Source organism: Paenibacillus sinensis, assembly GCF_019904155.1.
Lineage (GTDB): Bacteria > Bacillota > Bacilli > Paenibacillales > Paenibacillaceae > Paenibacillus_AQ > Paenibacillus_AQ sinensis.
This window is the reverse complement of the sequence record NZ_JAHCMB010000200.1, coordinates 1-23,551: the sequence shown is the minus strand read 5'-3', so window position 1 is coordinate 23,551 and position 23,551 is coordinate 1. Positions and strand designations below refer to the sequence as shown.

17 protein-coding genes are annotated in these 23,551 nt (G+C 58.6%); 4 read left to right on the top strand and 13 right to left on the bottom strand.

What is annotated here, in order from left to right:
* Positions 1–59: 59 nt before the first annotated feature.
* From KIH86_RS24960 to cls, 9 genes are all read right to left on the bottom strand, one after another.
* The gene (locus tag KIH86_RS24960) at positions 60–1,196 is read right to left on the bottom strand and encodes an L-threonylcarbamoyladenylate synthase (protein ID WP_223081278.1); all 1,137 of its coding nucleotides are present in this window, start codon (positions 1,194–1,196) and stop codon (positions 60–62) included.
* A gap of 130 nt (positions 1,197–1,326) precedes the next feature.
* Complete coding sequence (gene spoIIR, locus KIH86_RS24955; RefSeq protein WP_223081599.1) at positions 1,327–2,088, bottom strand: stage II sporulation protein R; 762 nt, start codon at positions 2,086–2,088, stop codon at positions 1,327–1,329.
* 208 nt (positions 2,089–2,296) lie between these two features.
* The gene (locus KIH86_RS24950; protein WP_223081279.1) at positions 2,297–3,484 is read right to left on the bottom strand and encodes an FtsW/RodA/SpoVE family cell cycle protein; all 1,188 of its coding nucleotides are present in this window, start codon (positions 3,482–3,484) and stop codon (positions 2,297–2,299) included.
* A 111-nt stretch (positions 3,485–3,595) separates the two neighbouring features.
* A complete protein-coding gene (locus KIH86_RS24945) occupies positions 3,596–4,780 on the bottom strand; it encodes a HemK family protein methyltransferase (RefSeq protein ID WP_235775594.1) in 1,185 nt (394 codons plus the stop codon).
* A gap of 4 nt (positions 4,781–4,784) precedes the next feature.
* Complete coding sequence (gene prfA / locus KIH86_RS24940; RefSeq protein WP_223081280.1) at positions 4,785–5,852, bottom strand: peptide chain release factor 1; 1,068 nt, start codon at positions 5,850–5,852, stop codon at positions 4,785–4,787.
* 729 nt (positions 5,853–6,581) lie between these two features.
* Entirely contained in the window at positions 6,582–7,682 is a 1,101-nt protein-coding gene (ychF, locus tag KIH86_RS24935; protein WP_223081281.1) for a redox-regulated ATPase YchF, read from the bottom strand.
* A gap of 1,214 nt (positions 7,683–8,896) precedes the next feature.
* Positions 8,897–9,367: a GNAT family N-acetyltransferase gene (locus KIH86_RS24930; protein WP_235775590.1), complete on the bottom strand. Its 471-nt coding sequence runs from the start codon at positions 9,365–9,367 to the stop codon at positions 8,897–8,899.
* Positions 9,368–9,463: 96 nt separating this feature from the next.
* On the bottom strand, positions 9,464–10,534 hold the full coding sequence (gene fni / locus KIH86_RS24925) for a type 2 isopentenyl-diphosphate Delta-isomerase (RefSeq protein WP_223081606.1): 1,071 nt from the start codon (positions 10,532–10,534) through the stop codon (positions 9,464–9,466).
* Positions 10,535–10,716: 182 nt separating this feature from the next.
* Positions 10,717–12,225 carry a cardiolipin synthase gene (cls, locus tag KIH86_RS24920; protein ID WP_223081282.1) on the bottom strand — a complete coding sequence of 503 codons (1,509 nt, stop codon included), beginning with the start codon at positions 12,223–12,225 and terminating at the stop codon, positions 10,717–10,719.
* A gap of 235 nt (positions 12,226–12,460) precedes the next feature.
* Between cls and KIH86_RS24915 the strand changes: the two genes are divergently transcribed.
* The gene (locus tag KIH86_RS24915; protein WP_223081283.1) at positions 12,461–13,372 is read left to right on the top strand and encodes a TetR/AcrR family transcriptional regulator; all 912 of its coding nucleotides are present in this window, start codon (positions 12,461–12,463) and stop codon (positions 13,370–13,372) included.
* An 84-nt stretch (positions 13,373–13,456) separates the two neighbouring features.
* Positions 13,457–16,681: an efflux RND transporter permease subunit gene (locus tag KIH86_RS24910; protein ID WP_223081284.1), complete on the top strand. Its 3,225-nt coding sequence runs from the start codon at positions 13,457–13,459 to the stop codon at positions 16,679–16,681.
* Positions 16,682–16,998: 317 nt separating this feature from the next.
* Here the strand turns inward: KIH86_RS24910 and KIH86_RS24905 are convergent, their stop codons facing one another.
* Both KIH86_RS24905 and KIH86_RS24900 read right to left on the bottom strand, forming a co-directional pair.
* Positions 16,999–18,618, bottom strand: a complete 1,620-nt coding sequence (locus KIH86_RS24905) for a gluconokinase (protein ID WP_223081285.1) — start codon at positions 18,616–18,618, stop codon at positions 16,999–17,001.
* A 200-nt stretch (positions 18,619–18,818) separates the two neighbouring features.
* A complete protein-coding gene (locus tag KIH86_RS24900) occupies positions 18,819–19,511 on the bottom strand; it encodes a TorD/DmsD family molecular chaperone (protein ID WP_223081286.1) in 693 nt (230 codons plus the stop codon).
* A gap of 318 nt (positions 19,512–19,829) precedes the next feature.
* Between KIH86_RS24900 and moaA the strand changes: the two genes are divergently transcribed.
* Entirely contained in the window at positions 19,830–20,831 is a 1,002-nt protein-coding gene (moaA, locus tag KIH86_RS24895) for a GTP 3',8-cyclase MoaA (protein ID WP_223081287.1), read from the top strand.
* Here the strand turns inward: moaA and KIH86_RS24890 are convergent.
* Positions 20,828–21,445, bottom strand: a complete 618-nt coding sequence (locus KIH86_RS24890) for a LysE/ArgO family amino acid transporter (protein ID WP_223081288.1) — start codon at positions 21,443–21,445, stop codon at positions 20,828–20,830. The genes moaA and KIH86_RS24890 overlap by 4 nt on opposite strands.
* A gap of 205 nt (positions 21,446–21,650) precedes the next feature.
* Here KIH86_RS24890 and KIH86_RS24885 point away from each other — a divergent pair, with 205 nt between their 5' ends.
* Positions 21,651–23,156 (top strand): aminotransferase-like domain-containing protein, encoded by a 1,506-nt coding sequence (locus KIH86_RS24885; RefSeq protein ID WP_223081289.1) that lies wholly within the window; start codon positions 21,651–21,653, stop codon positions 23,154–23,156.
* Between the two features lie 150 nt (positions 23,157–23,306).
* Here KIH86_RS24885 and KIH86_RS24880 read toward each other — a convergent pair.
* Positions 23,307–23,551 (bottom strand): MFS transporter (locus KIH86_RS24880; RefSeq protein WP_223110731.1); only part of this gene is annotated, 245 nt, incomplete at its 5' end.

Genomic DNA, 23,551 nt, shown 5'->3' with positions numbered 1-23,551 from the left:
GTCCGGCGGCAGGCTTCATAATCACCGCGTTAACGAATCGTCCGGTAGCGCTGACTCGATCACCCCGCGTCAATAACCCGCCCGGCTGCTGCCTTCATCAGCCGGTTCATAATGGCGGAGCCGAGGCCGGTCTCGGGACAAGCCTCGGCCAGAATATAACCGGCCCCGACCTCATCGAACTCCCGGAGGGCGGCATACAGGGAATGCGCAGCCTGCTCCGGCGAGGCCAGGGCGCCCAGCGAGACGACGCAGGAAGCCGCGCCGTCCGGGTACAGGGACCGATGCTCCTCGAAGAGCATCAGTCCCGTGACTTCACCGCGCGCCCGGGCTTCTGCGAGCAGCGCGGCCGCCCTCTTCGCCGCGAGTTCCGGCGAAGAGCCCGTCACGACACTCAGCGCGCCCCGCGGCGCGTAGTGCGCGTATTTCATGCCCGGCGCGCGCGGCGCCGGGCTCGTGCTGCCGCCCGCCTCCGCCTGATCCGGAGGCGTGAAGTCGGCCGCTGCGTCGGCGCCGGTAACCGGCGCTCCCCCGGCTGCGGCCGACAGCTGCTGCGCCGTGACGCCGCCCGGCCGCAGCACGGCAATCGAACCGTCCGGCTGCACCTGCACGACGGTCGATTCCAGACCGACGCCGGAAGCGCCGCCGTCGAGCACACCGCCGATCCGTCCCGCGAGATCGTCCAGAACATGGGTGGCCAGCGTTGGGCTCGGCCGGCCGGAGCGGTTGGCGCTGGGCGCGGCGACGGGACAGCCGGCAGCCTTCAGCAGCGCCAGAGCCACGGGATGGTCAGGCATCCGGACGCCGATCGTATCGAGGCCCGCCGTCACACGGGGCGACACGGCGCCCGGACGGACGGGCAGCACTATGGTCAACGGACCCGGCCAATAAGCGTCCATCAGCGACCACGCTTCTTCCGGCACTTCCGTTACCAGCTCCTCCAGCAAGGTCCGGTCCGCGATATGAACGATCAGTGGATTATCGGAGGGCCTGCCCTTTGCCTCGAATATCGCCTCGACTGCCTCCGTAAGGCGGGCGTCGGCGCCCAGCCCGTACACCGTCTCTGTCGGGAAGGCGACGGTCCGCCCTTCTCTCAACATAACCACTGCTTCCTCCAGCGCCGCGAGATCATCAGCGTTCCCGCGCCAAGGCTCCGCTCCATCGTCGGCGGTGTTCAGCTTCCACACCTTTGTCTCCATCTTGTCATGCCTCCGGTAACTTCATTTCAAATCAGTTCAAATCTCAAGTCAACAGCAGGCGGCCCCACGAGGTGGGGCCGCCCTGTCCGATATGAAAATAGTACCACAACCTTGCGCAAAACCATAGATTCTAAGCGATCAGCGACCGGAACCAGCTTATGATGCTCTTCAGAAAATCCCAGATGAAGAAGCGTACCTTCGGCTGGGCGACAGCGCCGCTTCCGCTCTGCCCCGTATCTCCCGCGGCATCTCCGTTCACGGCGCTGCCGCCTTTTTGCTGACCTGCTGCCGAGGCTGAATCCTTGCTTACACCGCCATTTTTACTCTTCTCCGATTTCGCTGAGGTCTGAGCTACCTTCGCTTCGTCGGCGGGCTTGGCCGCCGCATCTCCCGTTCCGGCATCGATGAAGCAAAGAGGCGGGAACAGCACGCACCACCAATTCTGTCCATCCCCGGCACCCAGCGTAATCCGCAGCGCCTCATAATTGCCCGCCGGATAGACAGTACCTCCATAGAGCTTGGTCGGAAAAGGAACAACGCCCAGCTCCACCTTATACCCATAACTAAGTCCCCGTTTGTCGAGTTCTTGTCCCACCAGCTTCTCAAGCTCAGGCAGATGCTCCCGGATGACCGCTCTTGCCTGGTCCAGGCTTTGAGGATTTTCCAGCTTCGCCACCCAGCCGTTCATCTGTTCCACCACCCGGTCCCGGATCTGGCGTTTCACCAGCTGATCCCCGGCGCTGTCCGAGTTGGCCAGAATGCGCAGGCGGATCGACTGCTCCGGAATCGGACCGCCTCCTACGGCGGCGTCGGTCTTTTGACTTTCCCAGGACATCATAATCATCATCAGAATACTAATCATAATAGCGGTATGCTTAACCAGTCTCCGCAGAGCGTCTGCGGCCTGCCGTTCGTCTTGTTTCATTTCCTTCTCCCCCTCCGCGTCCTTCTGATTCCCAGTATGTCCGGGAAAGGGATTCTCCAAACCTATGAATCTATCGAATCATCATAAAAAAAGAAGCCACAGCCCTCACAAGGAAGTCCGCAGCTTCTCCAAATATACCCAAAATATCACCCGACGCCGAAGGCCTAAGGCCATCTTAGCGCTGACTCGCCGGCTTGCCGGTATAGGTGGCCGAAGGGAGATCCTCCTCGACCTCCTGGCCGTGCAGCTTGACGCTCATCGCGATGCCGATGCTGGCCATGTTGATCAGCAGCGACGTTCCGCCATAGCTGATAAAAGGGAGGGTAATCCCGGTCAGCGGCATCAGCCCGATAAAGGCGCCGATATTTTCGAAAATCTGATACAGCAGCATCGCCACAATGCCGACAATAATGAACGGCCCGCCCCTGTCCTTGCATTCAATGGCAATCAGAATCATCCGGTGAATCAGAATAAAATACAGCAGCAGCAGGATGGCGGAGCCTACGAATCCGAATTCCTCGGCAATCTGAACAAAGATCGAGTCCGCATACGTGTATGGAACAAGATTGTTCTGAACCGTGCTGCCCTTCAGATAGCCTTCGCCGCTCATCCCGCCCGAGGCAATCCCGAGTTTGGCGTTCCGCGTCTGATAGCTCGCATCGGATGAGGCCAGATCCGGAACCAGCCAAGGGTCGAACCGGCTGATCAAGTGGTCGCGTCCCGGCAGCTTCTGCAGAAGCTCAACCGCCTTGTCATGATAATTGATATAGCTGTAAATACCGGCGAACGTGACCCCTCCCACGAGAACAATCGCGATTAGGGCGTGACTGAATTTGATATTGCCGATCCACAGCAGCCCCGCCAATATGATGACATAGCTGAGCGCGTTGCCAAGGTCATTTTGCGAAATGACGATGGCGAACGGCAGCAGCGTCAACAGTCCGAGGGGAATGACGTCCCGCCAGAACTTCAGCTTCTGCTTGTTCTTTCGAACGAGCACCGAAGCCAGGAACAAAATCAACGCCAGCTTGAACATTTCCGCAGGCTGCAGACTGAAGCCTCCGAATTTGATCCAGCCCTTCGCTCCGTTCTGCGTTGCGCCGACGAAGCTGACCAGCACCAGCACCCCGATGCCAGCAATATATATATAAGTGGCATATTTAATCAGCAGACGATAGTCCACCAGCAAGAGTCCAAAGAAAGCGATGAAGCCCAAAATATAATACCGGAGCATCTTCAGATGAAACCCGTCCGTCGTAGCCCTGCCATGCGTCACACTATATATGGCGAGCATGCAGACCGCCATCAGCATCAGAAGAACGATCACAATGACGCCGTCAACCTTTTTTAACTTCTGGAGCAATGCCCTGCCTCCCTACTTATTGTACTCACTAACCGGCGGCTGCTATCATCCTAGCCGCTGTCTTTATTGTAAGAGAAAGGGCGGAAAAATACCAATCCAGAATCAGGCGGCTTACGCCTGCCGCGCGATGCCCAGCACATGTCGCGGTATGCCCGCCAGATCGGGGATGGTGACGATCTCATCCCAGTGGCCCGCCGCTTCCAGCAGCCCGGCCACCGACTCCGCCTGTCCGAGCCCAAGCTCGAAGCCGACGAGCCGGGGCGGCGCCGGGAGCAGCGCGAGCTGCTCCATCATGCGGCGGTACGGATCGAGCCCGTCCTCGCCGCCGTCCAGCGCGGTGCGCGGCTCATGCTCGCGCACCTCCCGCTGGAGCCCGGCGATATCACCGCCGGGAATATAGGGCGGGTTGGACACGAGAATGTCCAACGCAAGCCCCTTGAACGGCTCGAGCAGATCGCCGAGCCGCAGCTCCATGGCCGCGCCGAGACGCTCCGCGTTGCGGCCGGCCACCGCCAGCGCCGCCGGCGAGATATCGCCGGCCAGCACCCGCCACGCTGGCGCTTCTGCCGCCAGCGTGACAGAAATGGCGCCGCTGCCCGCGCCGATGTCTACCGCGGTCAGGCGGCGGGAGACCCCGGCCTCCACAGACCGGGTGACCGGCTTGCCGCCGGAGCCGACTCCGTTCTGTCCGGGCGGAACTGCCCCGGACGGCGCGGCATCGCTTGCGACGGCCTTGCCCGACCCGGAGACGGCCTTGCCCGACCCGGAACTAGCTTGCACCGAGTCGCCTTCGGTATCCGGTTCCGCTCCGCCTTCACTTCCGGGCACGCCGTCTGGTCCGCCGCCTGCCGCCCCGGAGTAAATCTCTTCGCCTTCGCTCTGGCTGTCCCCGGGACCTCCGGCGTCGATGCCCGGCTTCCCGTCCGGCCACAGCTCGGCGGCATACTTCAGCACCGCCTCCACCAGCAGCTCCGTCTCCGGCCGGGGGATCAGCACATCCGGCGTCACCTCGAAGACCCGGCCGTAGAACTCCTGCTCCCCGGTGATATACTGCACCGGCTCGCCCGAAGCCCGGCGGCCGACGGCGCGCTGCCACTCTTCCCGCTTATCCTGCGGGAATGGATCAGCCATCGCCACATAATAAGCCGCGCCGGACAAGCCCAGCACATGCTCCAGCAGAAGCTGGGCGCTGCGCTGCGGCTCGCTGACCCCGGCCTCGCCCAAAAAAGAAGAAGCCTTCGCAAAGGCTTCCCGGATGCTTTGCACCGGCGGCATGATATATGCGCTCATTTCCAAAGCATTATTCTCCTTTTTCCAGCAGCTCCGCTTGTTCCGCAATGGAGAGTGCCGAAATGATCTCTTCGATTTCACCGTTCATGACGGAGTCAAGGCGGTGCAGCGTCAGACCGATCCGATGGTCCGTTACCCGGCTCTGCGGGAAATTGTACGTCCGGATTCGTTCACTGCGGTCGCCGGTGCCGACCTTGCTCTTGCGCTCTCCGGCGTACTTCGCTTCTTCCTCCTGGCGCATCATGTCGGAGATACGGGCGCGCAGCACCTGCAGCGCCTTCTCTTTGTTCGAGTTCTGCGACTTGCCGTCCTGGCAGGTCGCCATAATGCCGGTCGGAATATGCGTCACGCGCACGGCGGACTTCGTCGTATTGACGGACTGTCCGCCCGCACCGCTGGAGCAGAACGTATCGACACGGATATCCTTGTCGAGGATTTCGATGTCGACTTCCTCGGCTTCCGGCATAACCGCCACCGTCGAAGTCGAGGTATGGATGCGGCCACCGGATTCCGTCGTCGGAATGCGCTGTACGCGGTGTGCGCCGCTTTCGTATTTCATTTTGCTGTAAGCGCCCCGGCCATTGATCATGAAAATGACTTCCTTGAAGCCGCCCAGGTCGTTCGTATTCGCGTCCATCAGTTCAATGCGCCAGCCCTGCGTATCCGCGAAGCGGGTATACATCCGGTACAGATCAGACGCGAACAGAGCCGCTTCGTCGCCGCCGGCGGCGCCGCGGATTTCCACGATCACGTTCTTGTCGTCGTTCGGATCTTTGGGCAGCAGCAGGATGCGGATCTTCTCCTCCAGCTCGGTCTGACGGCGGGACAGGTCGTCGATTTCCATCTTGACCATCTCGCGCATTTCATCGTCCAGCTTCTCGCCCTGCATCAGCTTGGCGGCATCCAGTTCTTCCATGACATTCTTATATTCGGTATAAGCCTCAAAAGCGGGCTGCAAATCGGATTGTTCTTTGGAATAGTCCCTCAGTTTCTTACTGTCGCTTGCAACATCCGGATCGCAAAGCAGTTCACTGAGTTTCTCATAGCGGTCCGCCAGAGATTGCAATCTGTCCAACAAGGGAGCTCACCTCTTTAGATCATTTTTAATTGATAATACAGATTCACGACTTTATATTATATCACGAATTCACCGATTTGGCTACATAGCACTTCACCTGCAATGGAGGGCGAGAAGAGGCATGGTTCTGATATGTGGGACAGAGCCGAACCCGTAAGTGTACACGTATAAACTGCACCTGGTTGCCGGAAATCACAGCCCTGACATACGGACATACGGACATACGGAATTGAGATGAACCTCCACAGCCAGCCTTAATATCAGGGTCAAAAGCAACCCCTTTTTCGCCGATTCACACCTTTTTTGTCATCGCCATATCTCATATCGCCATATCTCTGCTTGGTGCTTGGCATCAACACACTGCTGAAGATAGGCAAGAACGCCACGGACATGCAAGAAGACCACCCTGCAATCGCCAGATCCCCGCTTGGCATCACCGAACTGCCGTAGATATACTGTAGTACCGCAGACATGTAACAATCTCCTCACTCAGTCGCAATATCACAGCATGGCATCACCGCATAACCGATGACAGGCTGGAACGCTGTGTACAACACAAGAAGGCCACCCCGCAGCTTCTCTTGCTCTGCGAAGTGGCCCGGTGTTTGGGTGAAGCCGGTGACCAGAAGTATTTTAACTCATGGCTGTATGTTATTTCAGACGAAATGCTAAACAGCTAAACCGTTCCTTGCCAGCCAGTTCCCGCTAATCGAAGCTTTGGGATCAAAATTACACATTAAAACGGAAATGCATAATGTCGCCGTCCTGCACGACGTAGTCTTTGCCTTCCAGCCGCAGCTGGCCGCGTTCCTTGGCGCCGTTCATCGAGCCGGCCGTGATCAGATCATTGTAAGCGACGACCTCGGCGCGGATGAAGCCGCGTTCGAAATCAGTGTGGATGACGCCCGCCGCTCCGGGAGCCTTCGTTCCTTTGCGGATCGTCCAGGCGCGAACTTCCTGCACGCCCGCCGTGAAGTACGTGTACAAGCCCAGCAGCTTGTAAGCCGCCTTGATCAGACGGTTCAGGCCGGATTCCTGCAGGCCCAGCTCTTCCAGGAACATCGCCTTGTCTTCACCTTCCAGCTCGGCGATTTCCGCTTCCACCTTGGCGCTGATCGGAACTACTTCCGCGTTCTCAGCGGCGGCGAATTCACGGACCTGCTTCACATAAGGATTCTCCTCGGCGGTCGACACTTCATCCTCGCCTACATTCGCGGCGTACAGCACCGGCTTCATCGTCAACAGATGCAGATCGCGCACGATCAGCTTCTCTTCATCCGACAGCTCCACGCTGCGGGCCGGCATGTCTTCATAGAGCGCATCCTTGACGCGTTCCAGCACTTCGACCTCCTGGGCGTACTGCTTGTTGCCGCCCTTCATGTTTTTGCGGGAACGGTCGATCCGCTTCTCCACGCTCTCCACGTCTGCCAGAATCAGCTCCAGGTTGATCGTCTGAATGTCGCTGATCGGATTGACCTTGCCGTCCACATGCGTAACATTCTCGTCTTCAAAACAGCGCACGACATGGACAATCGCGTCCACCTCGCGGATATGCGCCAGAAACTTGTTGCCGAGGCCTTCGCCCTTGCTCGCGCCGCGCACCAGTCCCGCGATGTCCACGAATTCGAACGCCGTCGGCACCGTTTTGTTCGGCACAACCAGCTCCGTCAGCTTGTCGAGACGCTCATCCGGAACCTCAACCACGCCAACATTGGGATCGATCGTGCAAAAAGGATAGTTCGCGGACTCCGCGCCCGCCTGCGTAATTGCATTAAACAGCGTCGATTTGCCCACGTTGGGCAGACCTACGATACCCGCTTTCAAAGCCATTTATATGACAACTCCCATTTTTCAATAATTGACCAATTTAGCCCTGCGATCTAACCCATTATATATTAGAACAAAAACTCCAGCAACAGCGCGCTTTGCCCCTCCCGCCGCACAATCAAACCGCAGCGCCTTCGCCTAATGAATCGGATTCCGCACCGAACGCACTCTCGCATTCACTGCATTTCATTCACTGCATCCCGGCAAACCACTGCATCCTAACGTTTCATTCGCTGTATGCTGGCATTCATTCACTATATCCTAGCATTTCATCCGCTGCAGCCTGACACTTCATCCACTGCATCAGGCATTTCATCCACTGCATCCTGACACTTCATCCGCTGCATCCCGGCAATTCATCCGCTGCATCCCGACACTTCATCCACTGCATTCTAGCATTTCATCCACTGCATCCCGGCAATTCATCCGCTGCATCCTGACACTTCATCCACTGCATCCTGGCAGCTTGTCGTCATATCTTTCAGGCCAACATCAAATCCATATCACGAATCAATCGCCCGCCAGAGCTTCACCTGGTACATCAGCGGAATAGATATCCACTCCATAAGGACAAATGTATGGAAAATGTCTTTTAAATAGTGGACACTTCCCTGCTGACGAGACATAGCCTCCGATTTGCCAAAACTCTTCCAAAATCACAATATATAGAGGAGTTACCACCCAACTAATCTACATACAGAAAACACCTTGATGACTTCAATATCCCTCCGATGTCCGCCTTCTAAAAGACATTGACGGCCATTTGTCCACACTCTATGGACTCAATGCTTTGTATGCCGTTTTTTCGCGAAATCCCAGTATGCAAGAAGTCCGGAAATACCGACGCCTTGAATCCAACCGAATATCCGTGCCTAAACAGAAAGAGGGCGCCGCATCGAAACATCACAGGCCGCAGGAGCACGACATTGCAGGATTGCGGGAGTGCAGAATCACGGCTGCGCAGAATCACAGCTGTACAGAAAGCGCCGATTCACGGTAGTGCGGAATCACAACATCGCAGAAAACGCAGGATTGCGGCAGTGCAGAATCACGGCGGCGCAGCATCCACAGTTCGCCCGCACTCCGAAAGGTCCCACACATCCGCGCCCCGTCACTTGGGCGGAAACTCTCTCTTCCTGCCCGCGCGTAACCCTTTTTTCGCAAAAAAATAACGGCTGCGCCCTTCATCACACGCATCCGTTATCGCATCATATGCCTTACAGCTCTTTGGACATCGTGATGTCCGTGACGCCGTAGCCCATTTTAGTATACAGCTGAAAAGCGCGCTGATTCTGTCCAAACACATGCAGCCCGATCTTGCTCACATTCATGGAGCGCGCCGTCTCGTCAAGCGCCTGCATGGCCTGTTTGCCGTAGCCTCTGCCCTGATAGGGCTCGAAAATATAAATATCGTATATAAAGGCTTCGCGTCCGCGGCGGCCCTCCGTCACATTGAACCAGATGTAGCCCACCGCAGTCTCACTCTCCTCTTCCACAACGGAGTACAGATACGCGCCATCCGTCTGAAGTCCTGACGGCAGAAACCCGGTCATCGCTTCCTTGGACTGCTTCAGCGCGTTGTCCGCTTCCCAGGCACCGGATTTGATCTTCTCTTCGGCAAAGTCGTTCGTGGACTGTCTGAGGAAAAATTGGAATGTCGCTTCATCCATTTGAACCAGTTTTATCATTGTAGTCCTTCCTTATTTCGTGATCATACCCACAGCGGACAAAGAGCGGCCGGAACCTTCGCAAGTTTCCGTACGGCCCGGCAGCCAACCGGCAGTCTAAATACGGACCAGCCGGGACGTTCCCCGCAGCTCTGCTACGGAGGAGGCGCCGATGCCGAACATCGCCGTCCGAAGCTCCAGCTCGGTCTGCGCAAGCTTCGCTTCCAGCGCCTCCTCCGATTCTACGGCCGGGCCCAGCAAATTGCGCCCGAAGCCGCCCAAGTCTGCGCCAAGCGCCAGCGCCTTCGCAGCGTCGACGCCGCTGTGCAGCCCGCCGCTGCCGATCAGCGCGCCGGATGGCGAGGCGGCGCGGACATCCGCAATGCATTCCGCCGTCGGAATGCCCCAGTCCGCGAATGCCTCGGCGGCGGCCCGCTTCACCGGATCGGCGCTGCGGTACTTCTCGACCTGGCTCCACGAGGTTCCCCCCGCACCGGCCACGTCAATGAAGGCAGCGCCGGCGGCATAGAGCCTCCGCGCCGTCTCGCCGTCGATGCCCCAGCCGACCTCCTTGATGCCGACCGGCACGTCCAGACTGCGGCATACCTGCCCGATCCGGTTCAGCAGACCGCCGAATGCCGTATCGCCTTCCGGCTGGAACACCTCCTGAAGGCCGTTCAGGTGCAGCACGAGCCAATCGGCGCCGGCAATATCAACCGCACGCCGGCACTCATCCACGCCGTATCCGAGCGAGAGCTGCACCGCGCCCAGATTGGCGATGACCAGAATGTCCGGCGCGTAGTCCCGGACGCGGAAGGTCGCCGCCAGCTCCGGGCGCTCTACGGCGGCCCGGACCGAGCCGACGCCAAGCGCCCAGCCGCGCCGCTGGGCAACCGCCGCCAGCCGGGCGTTAATCCCGCCGGTCGCGGCGCTGCCGCCGGTCATCGAGCTGATGAGCAGCGGCGTGCGCAGGCTGCGCCCAAGAAAAGTGGTCCCCAGCGTGATGCCGCTGAAGTCCACCTCAGGCAGCGCGTTATGGCGAAACCGCCAGCGCTCGAAGCCTGCGGTCACACCCCGGCCTGCCACGTCTTCGTTCAGACATAAGCGGACATGCTCGATTTTGCGCTCGCCCGTAACGGGAGCAGGCGTTTCAGCCTCGCCGCCGGCACCGCGTGGCAATTGATTCATGGTGCTTCCTCCCGTCCTTGACTCTGTGCAGTGTTCATTATAACACATCGCGCAAGTGGAATATGCAGGGCCTGCCATTCCAGGCACAGTCCCGCACAGCGCCACGGCCTTCGTACAAAAAACGCCGAACAAACGGCTGCAGCGCAGCGTTTCTTCGGCGTCTCTGATAACTCCCACTTGCCTTAGAGCAGCGGAGACATGAGGCGGGCTCCCGATTCCAGGAGCCGGACCAGAAATTTCTTGTCCATAAACTTCTCATGAATGATGAGCGAGGTGGATTGCAGATCCCGTTCGAAGTCCGACACGATGCGCTGAACGCTTTCGGTCTTCAGCAGCAGTGCGTTGACTTCGAAATTAAGATGGAAGCTCCGCATATCCATGTTGGCCGTCCCGATCGTGGCGATTTCGCCGTCGATGATGAGCAGCTTGGAATGGATAAAGCCTTTTTCATACTCGTAAATCTGAACGCCCGCTTCCAGCAGCATCGGGAAATAGGAGTGGGACGCCAGGAACGGAATCCACTTGTCCGGCTTGCCCGGGAACAGCAAACGCACATCGAGGCCGGAAAGGGCGGCAACCCGCAGCGCCGTGTAGATGTCCTCATCCGGGATAAAATACGGCGTCGCGATCCACACCGACTTCTCGGCTGCGGTGATCATGGCGAAGAAAATATTTTTGAGCGACCGGCGCTCATTGTCCGGTCCGCTGGCGATAATCTGCACCGCCCCTTCGCCCGAGGTGTAGCGCAGCTGAGGCGACAGATAATCCTGCTCCAGAATCCGCTCTCCAGTCGTGTGCATCCAGTCCTGCAGAAAAATAATCTGCATCGTCCGCACCGCTTCGCCGCGTACGAGCATATGCGTGTCCCGCCAGAACCCGTACGTTTTGCTGCGGCTGAGGTACTCGTCCCCCACGTTCAGACCGCCCATGAAGCCGACGTCTCCGTCGATCACAACGATTTTGCGGTGATTCCGGTAATTGACCCGGCTGGAGAAGAAAGTGCGCGATGTTCCATACGCCGCCACCTTCACGCCCGCATTCGACAGCTCGTTCAGAAACCGTTTGGAGAGCTGCAGGCTGCCTACGGCGTCGTACATGAACCGCACCTTGACGCCCGACCGCGCTTTCTCGATCAGAATCTGCTGGATTCGCGTGCCAATCTCGTCGTCGCGGAAAATATAATACTCCATATGAATATGATGCTGCGCCTGACGGAGCTCCAGCAGAAGCGTTCCGAAGGTCTCTTCCCCGTTGGTCAGCACCCGCGTCTCCGACGTGAAGGAGATCGGCGTCCGCGCCAGCCTCTGCGACATGCCGAGCAGCTTCTGCTGGGCGGTATTGAAGCTGGACCAATCCTGATGCATCCGCAGCGCGTCATTCTCGATCCGCTCATAGGCCATGAGGTCGCGCTGCGCTTTTTTATCATACTTGCGGCGTTTGAACACATTTTGCCCAAACAAAAAGTAGAACACAAGACCCACGACCGGGATCAGGGCCAGAAGCAGAATCCAGGCCATCGTCGTCGACGGGTTCCGGTTCTCCATAAAGATCGCCAGACTGATCGAAACCACAGTCAGCGTCGAAAAAATACTGATGATCGTCCCTCCGGTACTGCCGAAAATGCCAAAGCCGAAATAATAGAAAGCAAGCAGAGCGGCAATAATGACGACCGATTGAATTCCTCTTCTCATTAGGGCATCCTACCTTTTCTTCGACAAAAACCTCACTGAAATGTCAAAATATATTGTACATGAAAGCCCCGCCTCTTCCTACTCAAACCCTATTCAAAATAGCAAATAAGTCAAAACTGTAACCTCTTTGAGCAGCGTTTGTTTCCCCGGCGAAATTATACTATAATCACCTTTGACTTGGCAGTCAATATGAGAACCGGCAAGTCAATAGCAATGGAAGGGAGTTCCTTACCCGGTGAAATCAGCCGATCGAAAAATAGAGATCATCAAGACAGCCATGGAGCTGTTCGCCCAAAAAGGAGCTTCCTCCACGTCCATGCAGGAGATCGCCGAGCGATGCGGCATTTCCAAGGGAAGCCTCTATCTTTTGTTCAAATCGAAGGAGGAGCTGCAGGAGAGCGTCTATTTGTACTGTTTCCGCAAGATCCGCGATCCTCTCCTCGCTCTGGAGCAGGAAACCGGCCTGTCTCCGAAGGACATGCTGCGCAGCCAGGTCGAGGCTATGCTTACCCATATGTACGAGCTGCGCGAATTTCTCCAGCGGGCCGTGCGGGATCTCGCGGAGAGCGATCCTTTGGAACCGCCAGCCTGGCTGTGCCGGATATTCGTGCCCCTGATCCGCTGGTTCGAGCGTCGTCTGGAGTCGGTATACGGGCAGGAAATCCTCCCCTATACAGGGGAGCTGTGGCTGCTTGCGCAGGGCATGATTGAATCGTACATCCGGGTTATTTTTCACCCGAGATCTCCGCTTACACCGACACACTCGGCCGTTCATCTGGTTCAAATGCTCGATATCGCCGCCGAGGGACTGATGGCATCCCGGCCCGATCCGCTTCTGTCCGCCGATACGCTGACCTCGCTGATTGCCAAGGATGAAGATGATGCGCAGAGCAATCCGTTTCATCTGATCCGGGAAATGAAGGAGTCGGCGGCCGGCCTTCCCGGCCTTTCGCCGGAAGAGAGCCGAGACATCAGGGAGTCGTTGTCCATTCTGGAGAGCGAACTGCTGAGCGTACAGCCGCGAAGAGCAATCATCAAAGGCATGCTGCTCAATCTTCAGTCCTGTCCTGGACTGGCCGCCCTTGCTTCAGAGCTTGAGAACCTCACTACTCCATGCGAGAGCCTCATTCTTTCGACACGGAAGTGAGACCAAACCGTCATCTTACACGTAGGTAGCAGTAGAGTTTTAGACAAAAAAGAGATTTACCGGAAGGAGTGTTACCGTACTGTTATGAAAGGTATTATTAATTTCTCGCTTCGGAACAAGTTCGCAATCTGGCTGCTGACCCTTATCGTGGTGTTCGCCGGCCTGTACAGCGGCCTGACCATGAAGCAGGAGACGCTGCCCAATATCAGCATTCCTTATCTCAACATTACAACTGTCTACCCTGGCGCGGCTCCGGAGGGTGTCGTAAATGACGTCACCAAGCCGCTGGAGCAGCGGCTGCGCAACGTAGACGGCATCAAGACGCTGAATTCGACGTCCATGGAGAACGCTTCGAACATCACCATCGAGTTCGAATACGGCACCAACCTGGACAACGCAACGGCGGCCGTCCGCGAAGCGCTGAATGAGGTGACGCTTCCGGACAATGTCCAGAAGCCGCAGATCACCCGGTTCAGCCTCAGCTCCCTGCCGGTCATCTCCCTCAGTCTGGCGAGCAACAGCCAGCAAAATCTGGAGAGTCTGACCCGGATTGCGGAGAATGACATCAGCCCGGCGCTGGAGGATTTGGACGGCGTGGCCTCCGTATCCGTAGCCGGGCAATATGTCAAGGAAGTGTCCCTGAAGTTCAATCCGGACAAGCTGAAGCAGTACGGGCTCACCGAGGACACCGTCAAGGGCATTATTCAGGGTTCCTCCATCCATGTGCCGCTCGGCCTGTTCGAGATGGAGCAGTCCGAGAAGGCCGTTGCCGTTGACGGCAATATTACGAACATCGACGACCTCAAGAACGTTGCCATCCCATATACGCCAGCCGGAGCCGGTACGGGTGCTGGAAATGCCGGGCAGGCCGCGGGCGCGGCGGGCCAGGGCATGAGCGGCGCGGGCGCAGCGGGAGCCGGAGCTGGTGCAGCTGCAAGCAGTACTGCGGGAGCAGCAGCAGGCGGTGCCGCAGGGACGGCTGCCGGAGCGGCGGCTAACCTGGGCCTGCCGACCGTCAAATTGTCCGAGCTGGCCACAATTGAAGTGACCGGACAGTCCGACTCCATTTCCCGCACCAACGGCAAGGATTCCATTGGCATCCAGATCATTAAGGCGAACGATGCCAACACCGTCGAAGTAGTGAACAAGGTAAAGGATGAAATAGACAAGCTGAAGGAGCAGTATAAGGACTTGGATCTGACCGTGCTGCTCGACCAAGGCAAGCCGATTCAGGACTCCGTGCACACCATGCTGTCCAAAGCAGTCTTCGGCGCCTTGTTCGCCGTACTGATTATTCTGCTCTTCTTGCGGAACATCCGCTCTACCATTATTTCGATCATTTCAATTCCGCTGTCGCTCCTGATCGCGGTTCTGTGCCTGCGGCAGATGGACATCACATTGAATATGATGACGCTTGGCGCGATGACCGTCGCGATAGGGCGCGTCGTCGACGACTCCATCGTTGTCATCGAGAATATTTACCGCCGGCTTACGTTAAGCGGCGAGAATCTGCGCGGCCGCGAGCTGATCAGCGCGGCGACGCGCGAAATGTTCGTGCCGATCATGTCCTCCACAATCGTCACAATTGCAGTATTCCTGCCGCTCGCATTTGTAAGCGGCATGGTCGGCGAACTGTTCCTGCCGTTCGCTCTGACCATGGTCTTCTCCCTGCTCGCCTCCCTCGTCGTGGCGGTCACCCTCGTTCCGGCGCTTGCGCACTCGCTCTTCCGGAACGGGCTTAAATCCAAGGCGGATCACGGCGAGAAGCCGGGCCGTATGGCGGCCGGATACCGCCGCATTCTGAACTGGTGCTTATCGCACAAGCTGATCACCTTTGGTACGGCGGTGCTGCTCCTCGTAGGCAGCCTGTTCCTGATCAAGCCGATCGGCGTCAGCTTCCTGCCTTCACAGGAGGAGAAGAACGTCACGCTGACCTTCTCGCCGAAGGCCGGACAGACACTGGAAGACGTGAAGTCGCTCGGCCTGAAGGCCGAGAAATACATCCTGTCCCAGGAGCATGTCGATCAGATGCAATATTCGATCGGCGGCGGCGGAATGATGGGCATGGGCGGAGGAAGCAAATCGGGCCTGTTCTACGTCACATATGACAGTGACACTCCCGAATTTGACAAAGTCAAGGAACAATTAATCGAAGGGCTCCAGAAGGAAGTGCCGGACGGCACCTGGGGCGACATGTCCGGCATGTCTGGCGGCGGACTCGGCGGCAGCACGCTGACCGTCAATGTATTCGGTGACTCGCTCGAACAGATCAAGCCGGTAACCGATCAGATTCTGGACACCGTCAAGAAGGATACGAAGAACTTCAAGGACGCGGAGACAAGCCTGAGCGAGTCCTACGGGCAATATACCATCGTCGCCGATCAGCAGAAGCTGAGCTCTCTCGGCCTTACGGCAGGGCAGATCGCCATGAAGCTGAGCCCTTCGGGCACCCGTCCCGTATTGACCGAGGTGCAGGTCGATGGCAAGAACTACAATGTCTATATCAACTCTGACAAAGAGACGTACAGCAGCATCAAGCAGATGGAAGATGCGACGCTGACGTCGCCGCTCGGCATTCCGGTCCGAATCGGCGATGTCGCGAAGATTGAAGAAGGCACGTCGCCGAATTCCATCACCCGCATGGATGGCAAAATGATGGTGAGCGTCACCGCAGATATCACATCCAGCGATGTCGGCAGCGCCTCGAATGGCGTCAAGGATAAGGTTGACGCCATGAAACTGCCGGACGGCGTCACTGTAACATTCGGCGGTGTCACCGAGCAGATTAACGATACCTTCGGCCAGCTCGGTATCGCGATGGCAGCTGCGATCGCGATCGTCTACTTCGTGCTCGTGGTAACCTTCGGCGGCGGACTTGCGCCATTCGCGATCCTGTTCTCGCTGCCGTTCACGATCATCGGCGGCCTCGTCGCCCTGCTGATCGCGGGCGAGACGCTGAACGTGTCCGCGCTCATGGGTGCGCTCATGCTGATCGGCATTGTCGTCACCAACGCCATCGTACTGATCGACCGCGTTATCCACAAGGAACGCGAAGGTCTATCCACCCGCGAAGCGCTGCTTGAAGCGGGCGGCACTCGCCTGCGGCCGATCCTGATGACCGCACTTGCCACGATCGGCGCTCTGCTCCCGCTCGTCACAGGGCTTGAGAACAGCGCCGGCATCATCTCCAAGGGACTTGGCGTCACGGTTATCGGCGGTCTGATCAGCTCCACGCTGCTGACGCTGGTCGTCGTGCCGGTCGTATACGAGTTCCTGATGAAGTTCCGCCGCAAGCGGGCGGAAGAGTAAGAACACGCTGACGCGCCGGCAAGCGCCCTTTCTGCGGGGAGGGCGTTCCCAAGGCCTGAGTCGGCGACCTCCTGCACGATGACAAGGATCGTGAATTTGAATCCCTGTCTGCCCGACCGTCTATACGGTCGCCTGGGTGGACCCCGGTTGACTCTGGCTCGCGCTCCCGGTCTATGACAGGGATTCGGTTCGCACTTCTATAGCAATAAGCCCTTCTTCGCTGACAGCGAAGAAGGGCTTATTGCGTTTCATCCGAAAACCTCATCTGAAAATCCTCATACGAAATCCGTGACGTGATGCGCTTGCCTGGAGAACCGCTAGCTGCGCACCTGCATGGAGACCAGCTGCGGAAATACGGGCTCAAGCCGCCGGTACATGTCCTTGAACAGCGGATACAGCTTCTCATACACCGCCCGGTTCGCCTCATTCGGAGCATGGCTTCGGATGATTCCGATATGTTCATCACCCTGCTCCAGCGAATCCAGCGCCCCAAGCGCCTTCATCGCTACCAGCGCGGCACCGTACGCGGATGCCTCATAGCTGTCCGGCACCTCGACGCGGACGCCCGACATGTCGGCCAACAGGCCGGTCCAGGCCGCCGAGGAAGCAAAGCCGCCGGAAGCAAGCAGCCGTTCAGGCGGTCCGGCCAGCTCATTCAGCGTCTCAGCCACGCCATTGACTGCGAACAGCACGCCTTCAAGCACGGCGCGGGCGAAGTGAGGCCGCCCGTGATGCAGCCCCGCGCCGGCGAAGACGCCGCGGGCATCCGGGTCCCAGTAAGGCGCGCGTTCGCCGGTCAAATAAGGCAGGAACACCAGGCCGTCCGCACCAGCCGGCACTGTCATTGCCATCCCGATCAGTTCATCGAACGTCTGAGGGCCGTCTTTGGCGTAGCCCTGCTTGCCGGGACCGATCACGATATGGTTCCGGCCGCGCCGCTGCCTTCTCTCCGGCTGGCCCCGGAAGCGTGAGTCCGCCCCTGCGCCTGACGGAGCTCCGTCCATGAACTGCTCCTTGAACCAGCGCAGCGCGATCCCGCCGTTGTTCGTCGGCCCCCCGATGAGCCAGCGCTTCTCGTCAAAAGCGTAGCAGAAAGTCCGGCCCTGCGGATCGATCAGCGGCTCGGACGCGAACCGGCGCACCGCGCCGCTGGTTCCGATCGTGACGGAGGTCCGGCCAAGGCCCGCCGCGCCGGAGCCGATGTTCGCCAGCGCGCCGTCGCTCGCCCCGACGACCCAGGGCGTATCTGGCGACAGCCCGCAGCTGTCCGCCATTTCCGGATTCATCCCGTGCAGCACCTCGGTCACCGGCACGATTTGGCTGAGCCGCTCCCTGCTGATTCCGACCAGCTTCAGCGCGCGCTCCGACCAGTCTTTTCCGCTGACCTCAAGCAGTCCCGTAGCCGCAGCCAGCGACACGTCCAGAACATACACCCCGAAGAAACGGTGCAGCAAATACTCCTTGATCGAAATAAATTTGGCCGCCTTGTCAAACAATCCGGGCTTGTTCTCCTTCCACCACAGCAGCTTGCAGAGCGGCGACATCGGATGAACCGGCGTACCGGTCAGCTTGTACAGCTCCTCCGCCAGCCCGCTGTCCTTGAGCCTCTCCAGCTGGGGAGCGCTGCGATTGTCCGCCCATGTAATCAGATCAGTCAGGGGCTTGCCCTCCCCGTCCACCGCCATCAGGCTGTGCATCGCTGTGCTGACGCCCACCGCCTCAATATCGCATGGCTTGACGAAAGCATTCTTCATCGCTTGGCGGAACGCCTCCATAACGGCCGACATAATGTCTTCCGGGCGCTGCTCCGCCCTCCCCGGCTCGGGTACAAGAAGAGAATAGCCGGCTTTGCCGGAACCGCGAATTTTACCGTTTTGTTCGTACACAAATACCTTTGTGCTGGTCGTTCCAATATCCAAGCCGACAAAAAGCCCCATGTCCTTCCTCCTCTATGTTACTGCCATCATTATAACCGCATCCATCGCCCCGGGAAACGAAAGTGAACATTTTCCCCTGCTCCATTCCCCGCTGTGAAATAAGCGGGCCCCTTATCCGTTATCAATTGCAAAAGCCCCTCTTCCGCGGGGAAGAAGGGCTTACTTATGAAGTCGGTTGGATCAAGGTCAGGCTTACAGGACTATACCGCTGCGGCGGCGCTCTCCATGGACGATCTCCAGGCCTGAAGCATTTGCAGATCGTACGGCAGGAATTCCTTCAGCATCCGGGCAAGTCCCCGGTACAGCGGGCTGTCTGTCGCTTCATCCAGATGCTCGCAGAATTCAGGCGTCCACTGAAGCAGATGCTCCTGTAAAAAGCTCTCCTGCACGTTCAGCAGCTCCAGCGCGCTTCTCGCCGAGAAGCTGTTGAAGAGCATACGCTCATGCAGTTCGTTCATGAATTCAAGTTCGATGGCAATATGGTCATCCGACTCATCTCCGCATTTCTTGAACACGATGCCGGCCGAAGCGTACAGGCAGGACAACACATTGCTGAACGCCTCCGACTCCCCGATAAGGGCAGCCTCTGTCGGCTGAACGCCCATCAGTGTTCCGTCCTTCATCAGACGGTCGTATTCTTCACCTTCCTTCTCGCACAGTTCAACCAGCTCCTGCGGCTTGCGTCCGCACAGATAAGATTTCACTTCGCGCCCGGCATCCCATATTTCGGCTCCCTTGGCGATTTGCCGGTTGCGGCTCCACTGGGCGATCAGGGATAAAGTCGGTCTTCTGCCGAGAAAATCGGCGAACAGCTGATATATGAAACCCCTGGTTTCCAGCCAGCGGCCAAAGGCGTCGGGAACATTCAGGGAAGGAACGGTCATCATAGTCATTTAGAGGTCCTCCTTCGGATTGTCGGCGTGCAGACTTGCTGCGGCCATCCTTATTGTACTCGTTGCAGGCGATAATTAAAAGTTATCGGGTCTTTGCGTTTTTATTATACCCTTATTTGTAAGCGCTTTTTTTGAGCATTTTATGAAGTTTCCGGTCAATTGTCGCATTACCGTCAAATTCTTCCCATCCCTTATCCTGCCTCATGTTAAGATAAAAAGAATCGTCTTCTTGTATGTGAATTGACGGCGAACCCTTAAAACCATAAAATTTGAAATAATCATAACAACAGTATGCCCAGCGAAAGGGGAGCCAACGCCATGGAACTGCTGACAGACCCTTTTGGACGCGTTCACGACTATATGCGGATCTCGGTCACGGACCGCTGCAATCTGCGCTGTATTTATTGCATGCCGGCGGAAGGCATGCAATTCCAGCCTCATGATGAAATTCTAAGCTACGAAGAAATCGCCTCAATCGTTAAGGCGCTCGCTCCCGCCGGACTGCGCAAAATCCGTCTGACCGGCGGCGAGCCGCTGGTACGCCGCGACCTGGAGCGCCTTGTCGCCATGCTGGCTGACATTCCGGAGATTGAGGACCTCTCCCTGACGACGAACGGCCTGCTGCTCCCAGGCAAGGCGACGTCCCTTAAGTCCGCCGGGCTCTCCCGGGTGAACATCAGCATCGACTCGCTTCGCCAGGAACGATTCGCCATGATCACCCGTGGCGGCGAGGTCGCGAAGGTGCTGAAGGGCATCGAAGCCGCCCAGACGGCCGGCTTGTCGCCGATCAAGCTCAATGTCGTCTTGATGAAAGGCATCAATGACGACGAAATCAAGGACTTCATCGCATTGACCCTGAACAGTCCGCTGAATGTGCGGTTCATTGAATATATGCCGATCGGCAGCGCGACCGACTCCTGGCGGCAGACCTATCTGCCGCTTGAGCGGGTGCTGGAGGCATGCCGGGAAGCCGGCTGGGAGACCGAGCCGGCCCATTCGTCGGCAGGCGCGGGTCCGTCGCAGGACCGCCGCGTGACCGGAGCCCGAGGCACCTTTGGCCTCATCCATCCCGTCAGCGAGCATTTCTGCGACAACTGCAACCGGCTTCGCCTGACAGCGGACGGCCATATCAAGGCCTGTCTGTACTGGTCGGACGAATATAACGTCCGCCCCCTGGCAGGCGACCCCGAAGCCGTCCGCGCGCTGTTCCGCAGGGCGCTCGCCGGCAAGCCTCATAACCACGAAATGGCTCTGGCGCTTGAGAAGAAAGCGCAGAGCCATACGCCAACCGCCCGCCGCATGTCGCAGATCGGTGGCTAACCCGCCGCCAGGCGCAGCAGGCGATACAGCATCATCACCGCCATGCCCCACAGCAGCAGCGCGGAGACGATGTTCATGCAGCGGAGCAGCCTGCCCGAAGGGTCGGCCGCCCCCAGCATCCGGCCCGCCGCGGCCAGAGCCGCGAACCAGGCCCAGGAGACGAGGGCGGCTGCCCCCGCGAAGGCCCAGCGCTCCCAACCGGCGTACTGGAGCGAGCTCGTCCCGATGACGCCCACGGTGTCCATCAGGGCGTGGGGATTGAGCAGCGACACCGACAGCGCGTAGAGCGCCTGCCCCTTCGGCGGCAGTGCGGCAGCCTGGCCTCCGGAGAAGCCGCCCCGCCATATTTTCCAGCCCATGAACGTCAGGAAGGCGGCGCCGACTCCGTACAGAATCGGCGTCAGCCCTTTCATCGCCAGAACAGCCAGGGATATGCCCCCTACCGATGCTGTAATCAGCAGCGTGTCGCATATGGCCGCCGTCAGCACGGCGGGCAGCGCCTTGAGAACGGCGGGCTGAGCCGCCCCCTGGTTGAATACAAAAATATTCTGCGCGCCCAGCGGCAGAATGAGGCCTATGGCCAATATCATTCCGTGTACGATTGCTTCAGTCATTGCTTGCTGCTCCTCCTTGGCCCATCACTGCCGGAGCCGCGACAGGCCCGCGATATGATCTTTACCGATCATACCGTCTACCGGCCCGGGCCGTGACCATCCAAAACTGAAGACGGCCGCCCAACCAAGCCGGGCGGCCGTCTTTTGCTATGCTATACTGAAAGCTATGATACGCAGAACTCAGCCGTGAAGGAGCAGTGATCCCATGCCGCTCAAATCTCCGCTTCCGGATAAGGAAGGTCAGAGCAGAAGAGTAAGTCCTGGCCCGAAGCCGGACTGGACCCCCGACCTTTCCGCTCCGATTCCTCTCTATATGCAGATCGCCGCCTATATCCGGAGCAAAATCGCAAGCGGCAGCTGGCCGCCGGGCACGAAGCTCCCGCCGCAGCGCACGCTGGCGAGAGAGCTTGGCGTCAACCGCAGCACGGTGGTCGCCGCGCTCGGCCTGCTCTCCGAGGACGGCCTCATTGAGGGCAGACATGGCGGCGGAACGGCTGTGGCCCGGTCCGTGAACAGCGAAGCGAGCCGGGGGAGCTGGCTCGCCTACGTGGAGGAAGGCCGGCATTACCCGAACCTGCCGGCCATCCAGGCGATCAACCGCCTGGAATTCAGCCCCGGGCTGATCCGGCTCGGCACAGGAGAGCCGGGTCCAGACCTGCTGCCGGGGACGGAAATGGCGGCTGTAATGACGGAGCTGGCGCAAGGCCCGCTGCCGCTGCCGTATGAGGAGCCGCTCGGCAGCCTCCGGCTCCGCCGGGCGGTCAGCGCGGAGCTGGCGCGCAGCGGGATTAACGCCGATCCGGCTTCCATTCTGATCCTGTCCGGCGCGCTCCAGGGCTTCCAGCTCATTTCGCTCGGCCTGCTTCCCAAGGGCTCGTCCATTTTGCTGGAGAGGCCTTCCTACCTGTACTCCATCCACGCCTTTCAATCGGCTGGCGTCCGGCTGCACGGCCTGGCGATGGATGAGCAGGGCCTGATCCCGGAAGAACTGGAGCTGGCGGCAGCACGCACCGGGGCGGCGCTGCTGTATACGATCCCTTCCTTTCACAATCCCACCGGGATTGTGATGGATCAGGAACGCAGACGGCAGCTCATGGAGAAGACCGACGCTCTCGGACTTCCCGTTCTGGAGGATGGCGCCTATCAGGAGCTGTGGCTGGATGCCCCGCCACCCGCGCCGCTGAAGGCGATGGACCGGAGCGGACGCGTGCTCCATCTCGGCACGCTGTCCAAATCGGCCAGCCCCGGGCTGCGGATCGGCTGGATCGCCGGGCCCGAGCCCGTCATCCAGCGGCTGGCCGACATCAAGATGCAGACCGATTACGGTGCAAGCTCCCTGTCCCAGCAGGCTGCCGCCATTTGGCTGGAGAAGGGTCTCCACGCCCGGCATACGGAGTCGCTGCGCGTGAAGCTGCGGGAGCGGCGCGATCTGCTGCTGGCTCTCTTGGAGAAGCATTTTACCGGACTGGCTTCCTGGAACCGCCCGTCCGGCGGATTCTATGTATGGCTTCGGCTGGAGCATCCGCTGCCGCTGCCGAAGCTGTTTCAAGCGGCGCTGGCCGAAGGGCTGCTGCTCAACACAGGCGATCTGTACGACCGCACCGACAGCCGGCATCTGCGCCTGTCCTTCTCATACGCTTCCCCGGCCGAGCTCGAGCGAGGGATCGCCCGGCTGGCGGAGGTGGTCCGCCGGCTGGGCGGACAGGTATGACGCCTGCCGGTTGCAAGCAAACGCAAGCACACTAAACCAGATACCTCCTCATATTGGGAAGCGAACAGCCTCATAATCAGCCCGCCATATGAATGACCGACATACAGGTATGGAGGCTCGGTCATAGGCCAAAACTCTCGTATATTCGGCTTACCGAGATACGGACTTAATGGAAAGAATGGAGATTCCTCCGATGATCGAGAGAACAAATGACACTATAAAAATAGATGAGAATCCTATTGCTGAGATCATAAATGCAGCAATAACTGGAGCAATAGCTTGAGTTATGGTATTCCCCAAATTATAAATTCCCAAGAAAAACCCAACCTGCTCCTTATCGGGAATAACTCTCAAATTCAAAAGGTTATCCAAAGAATTCCATATCCCCATTCCCA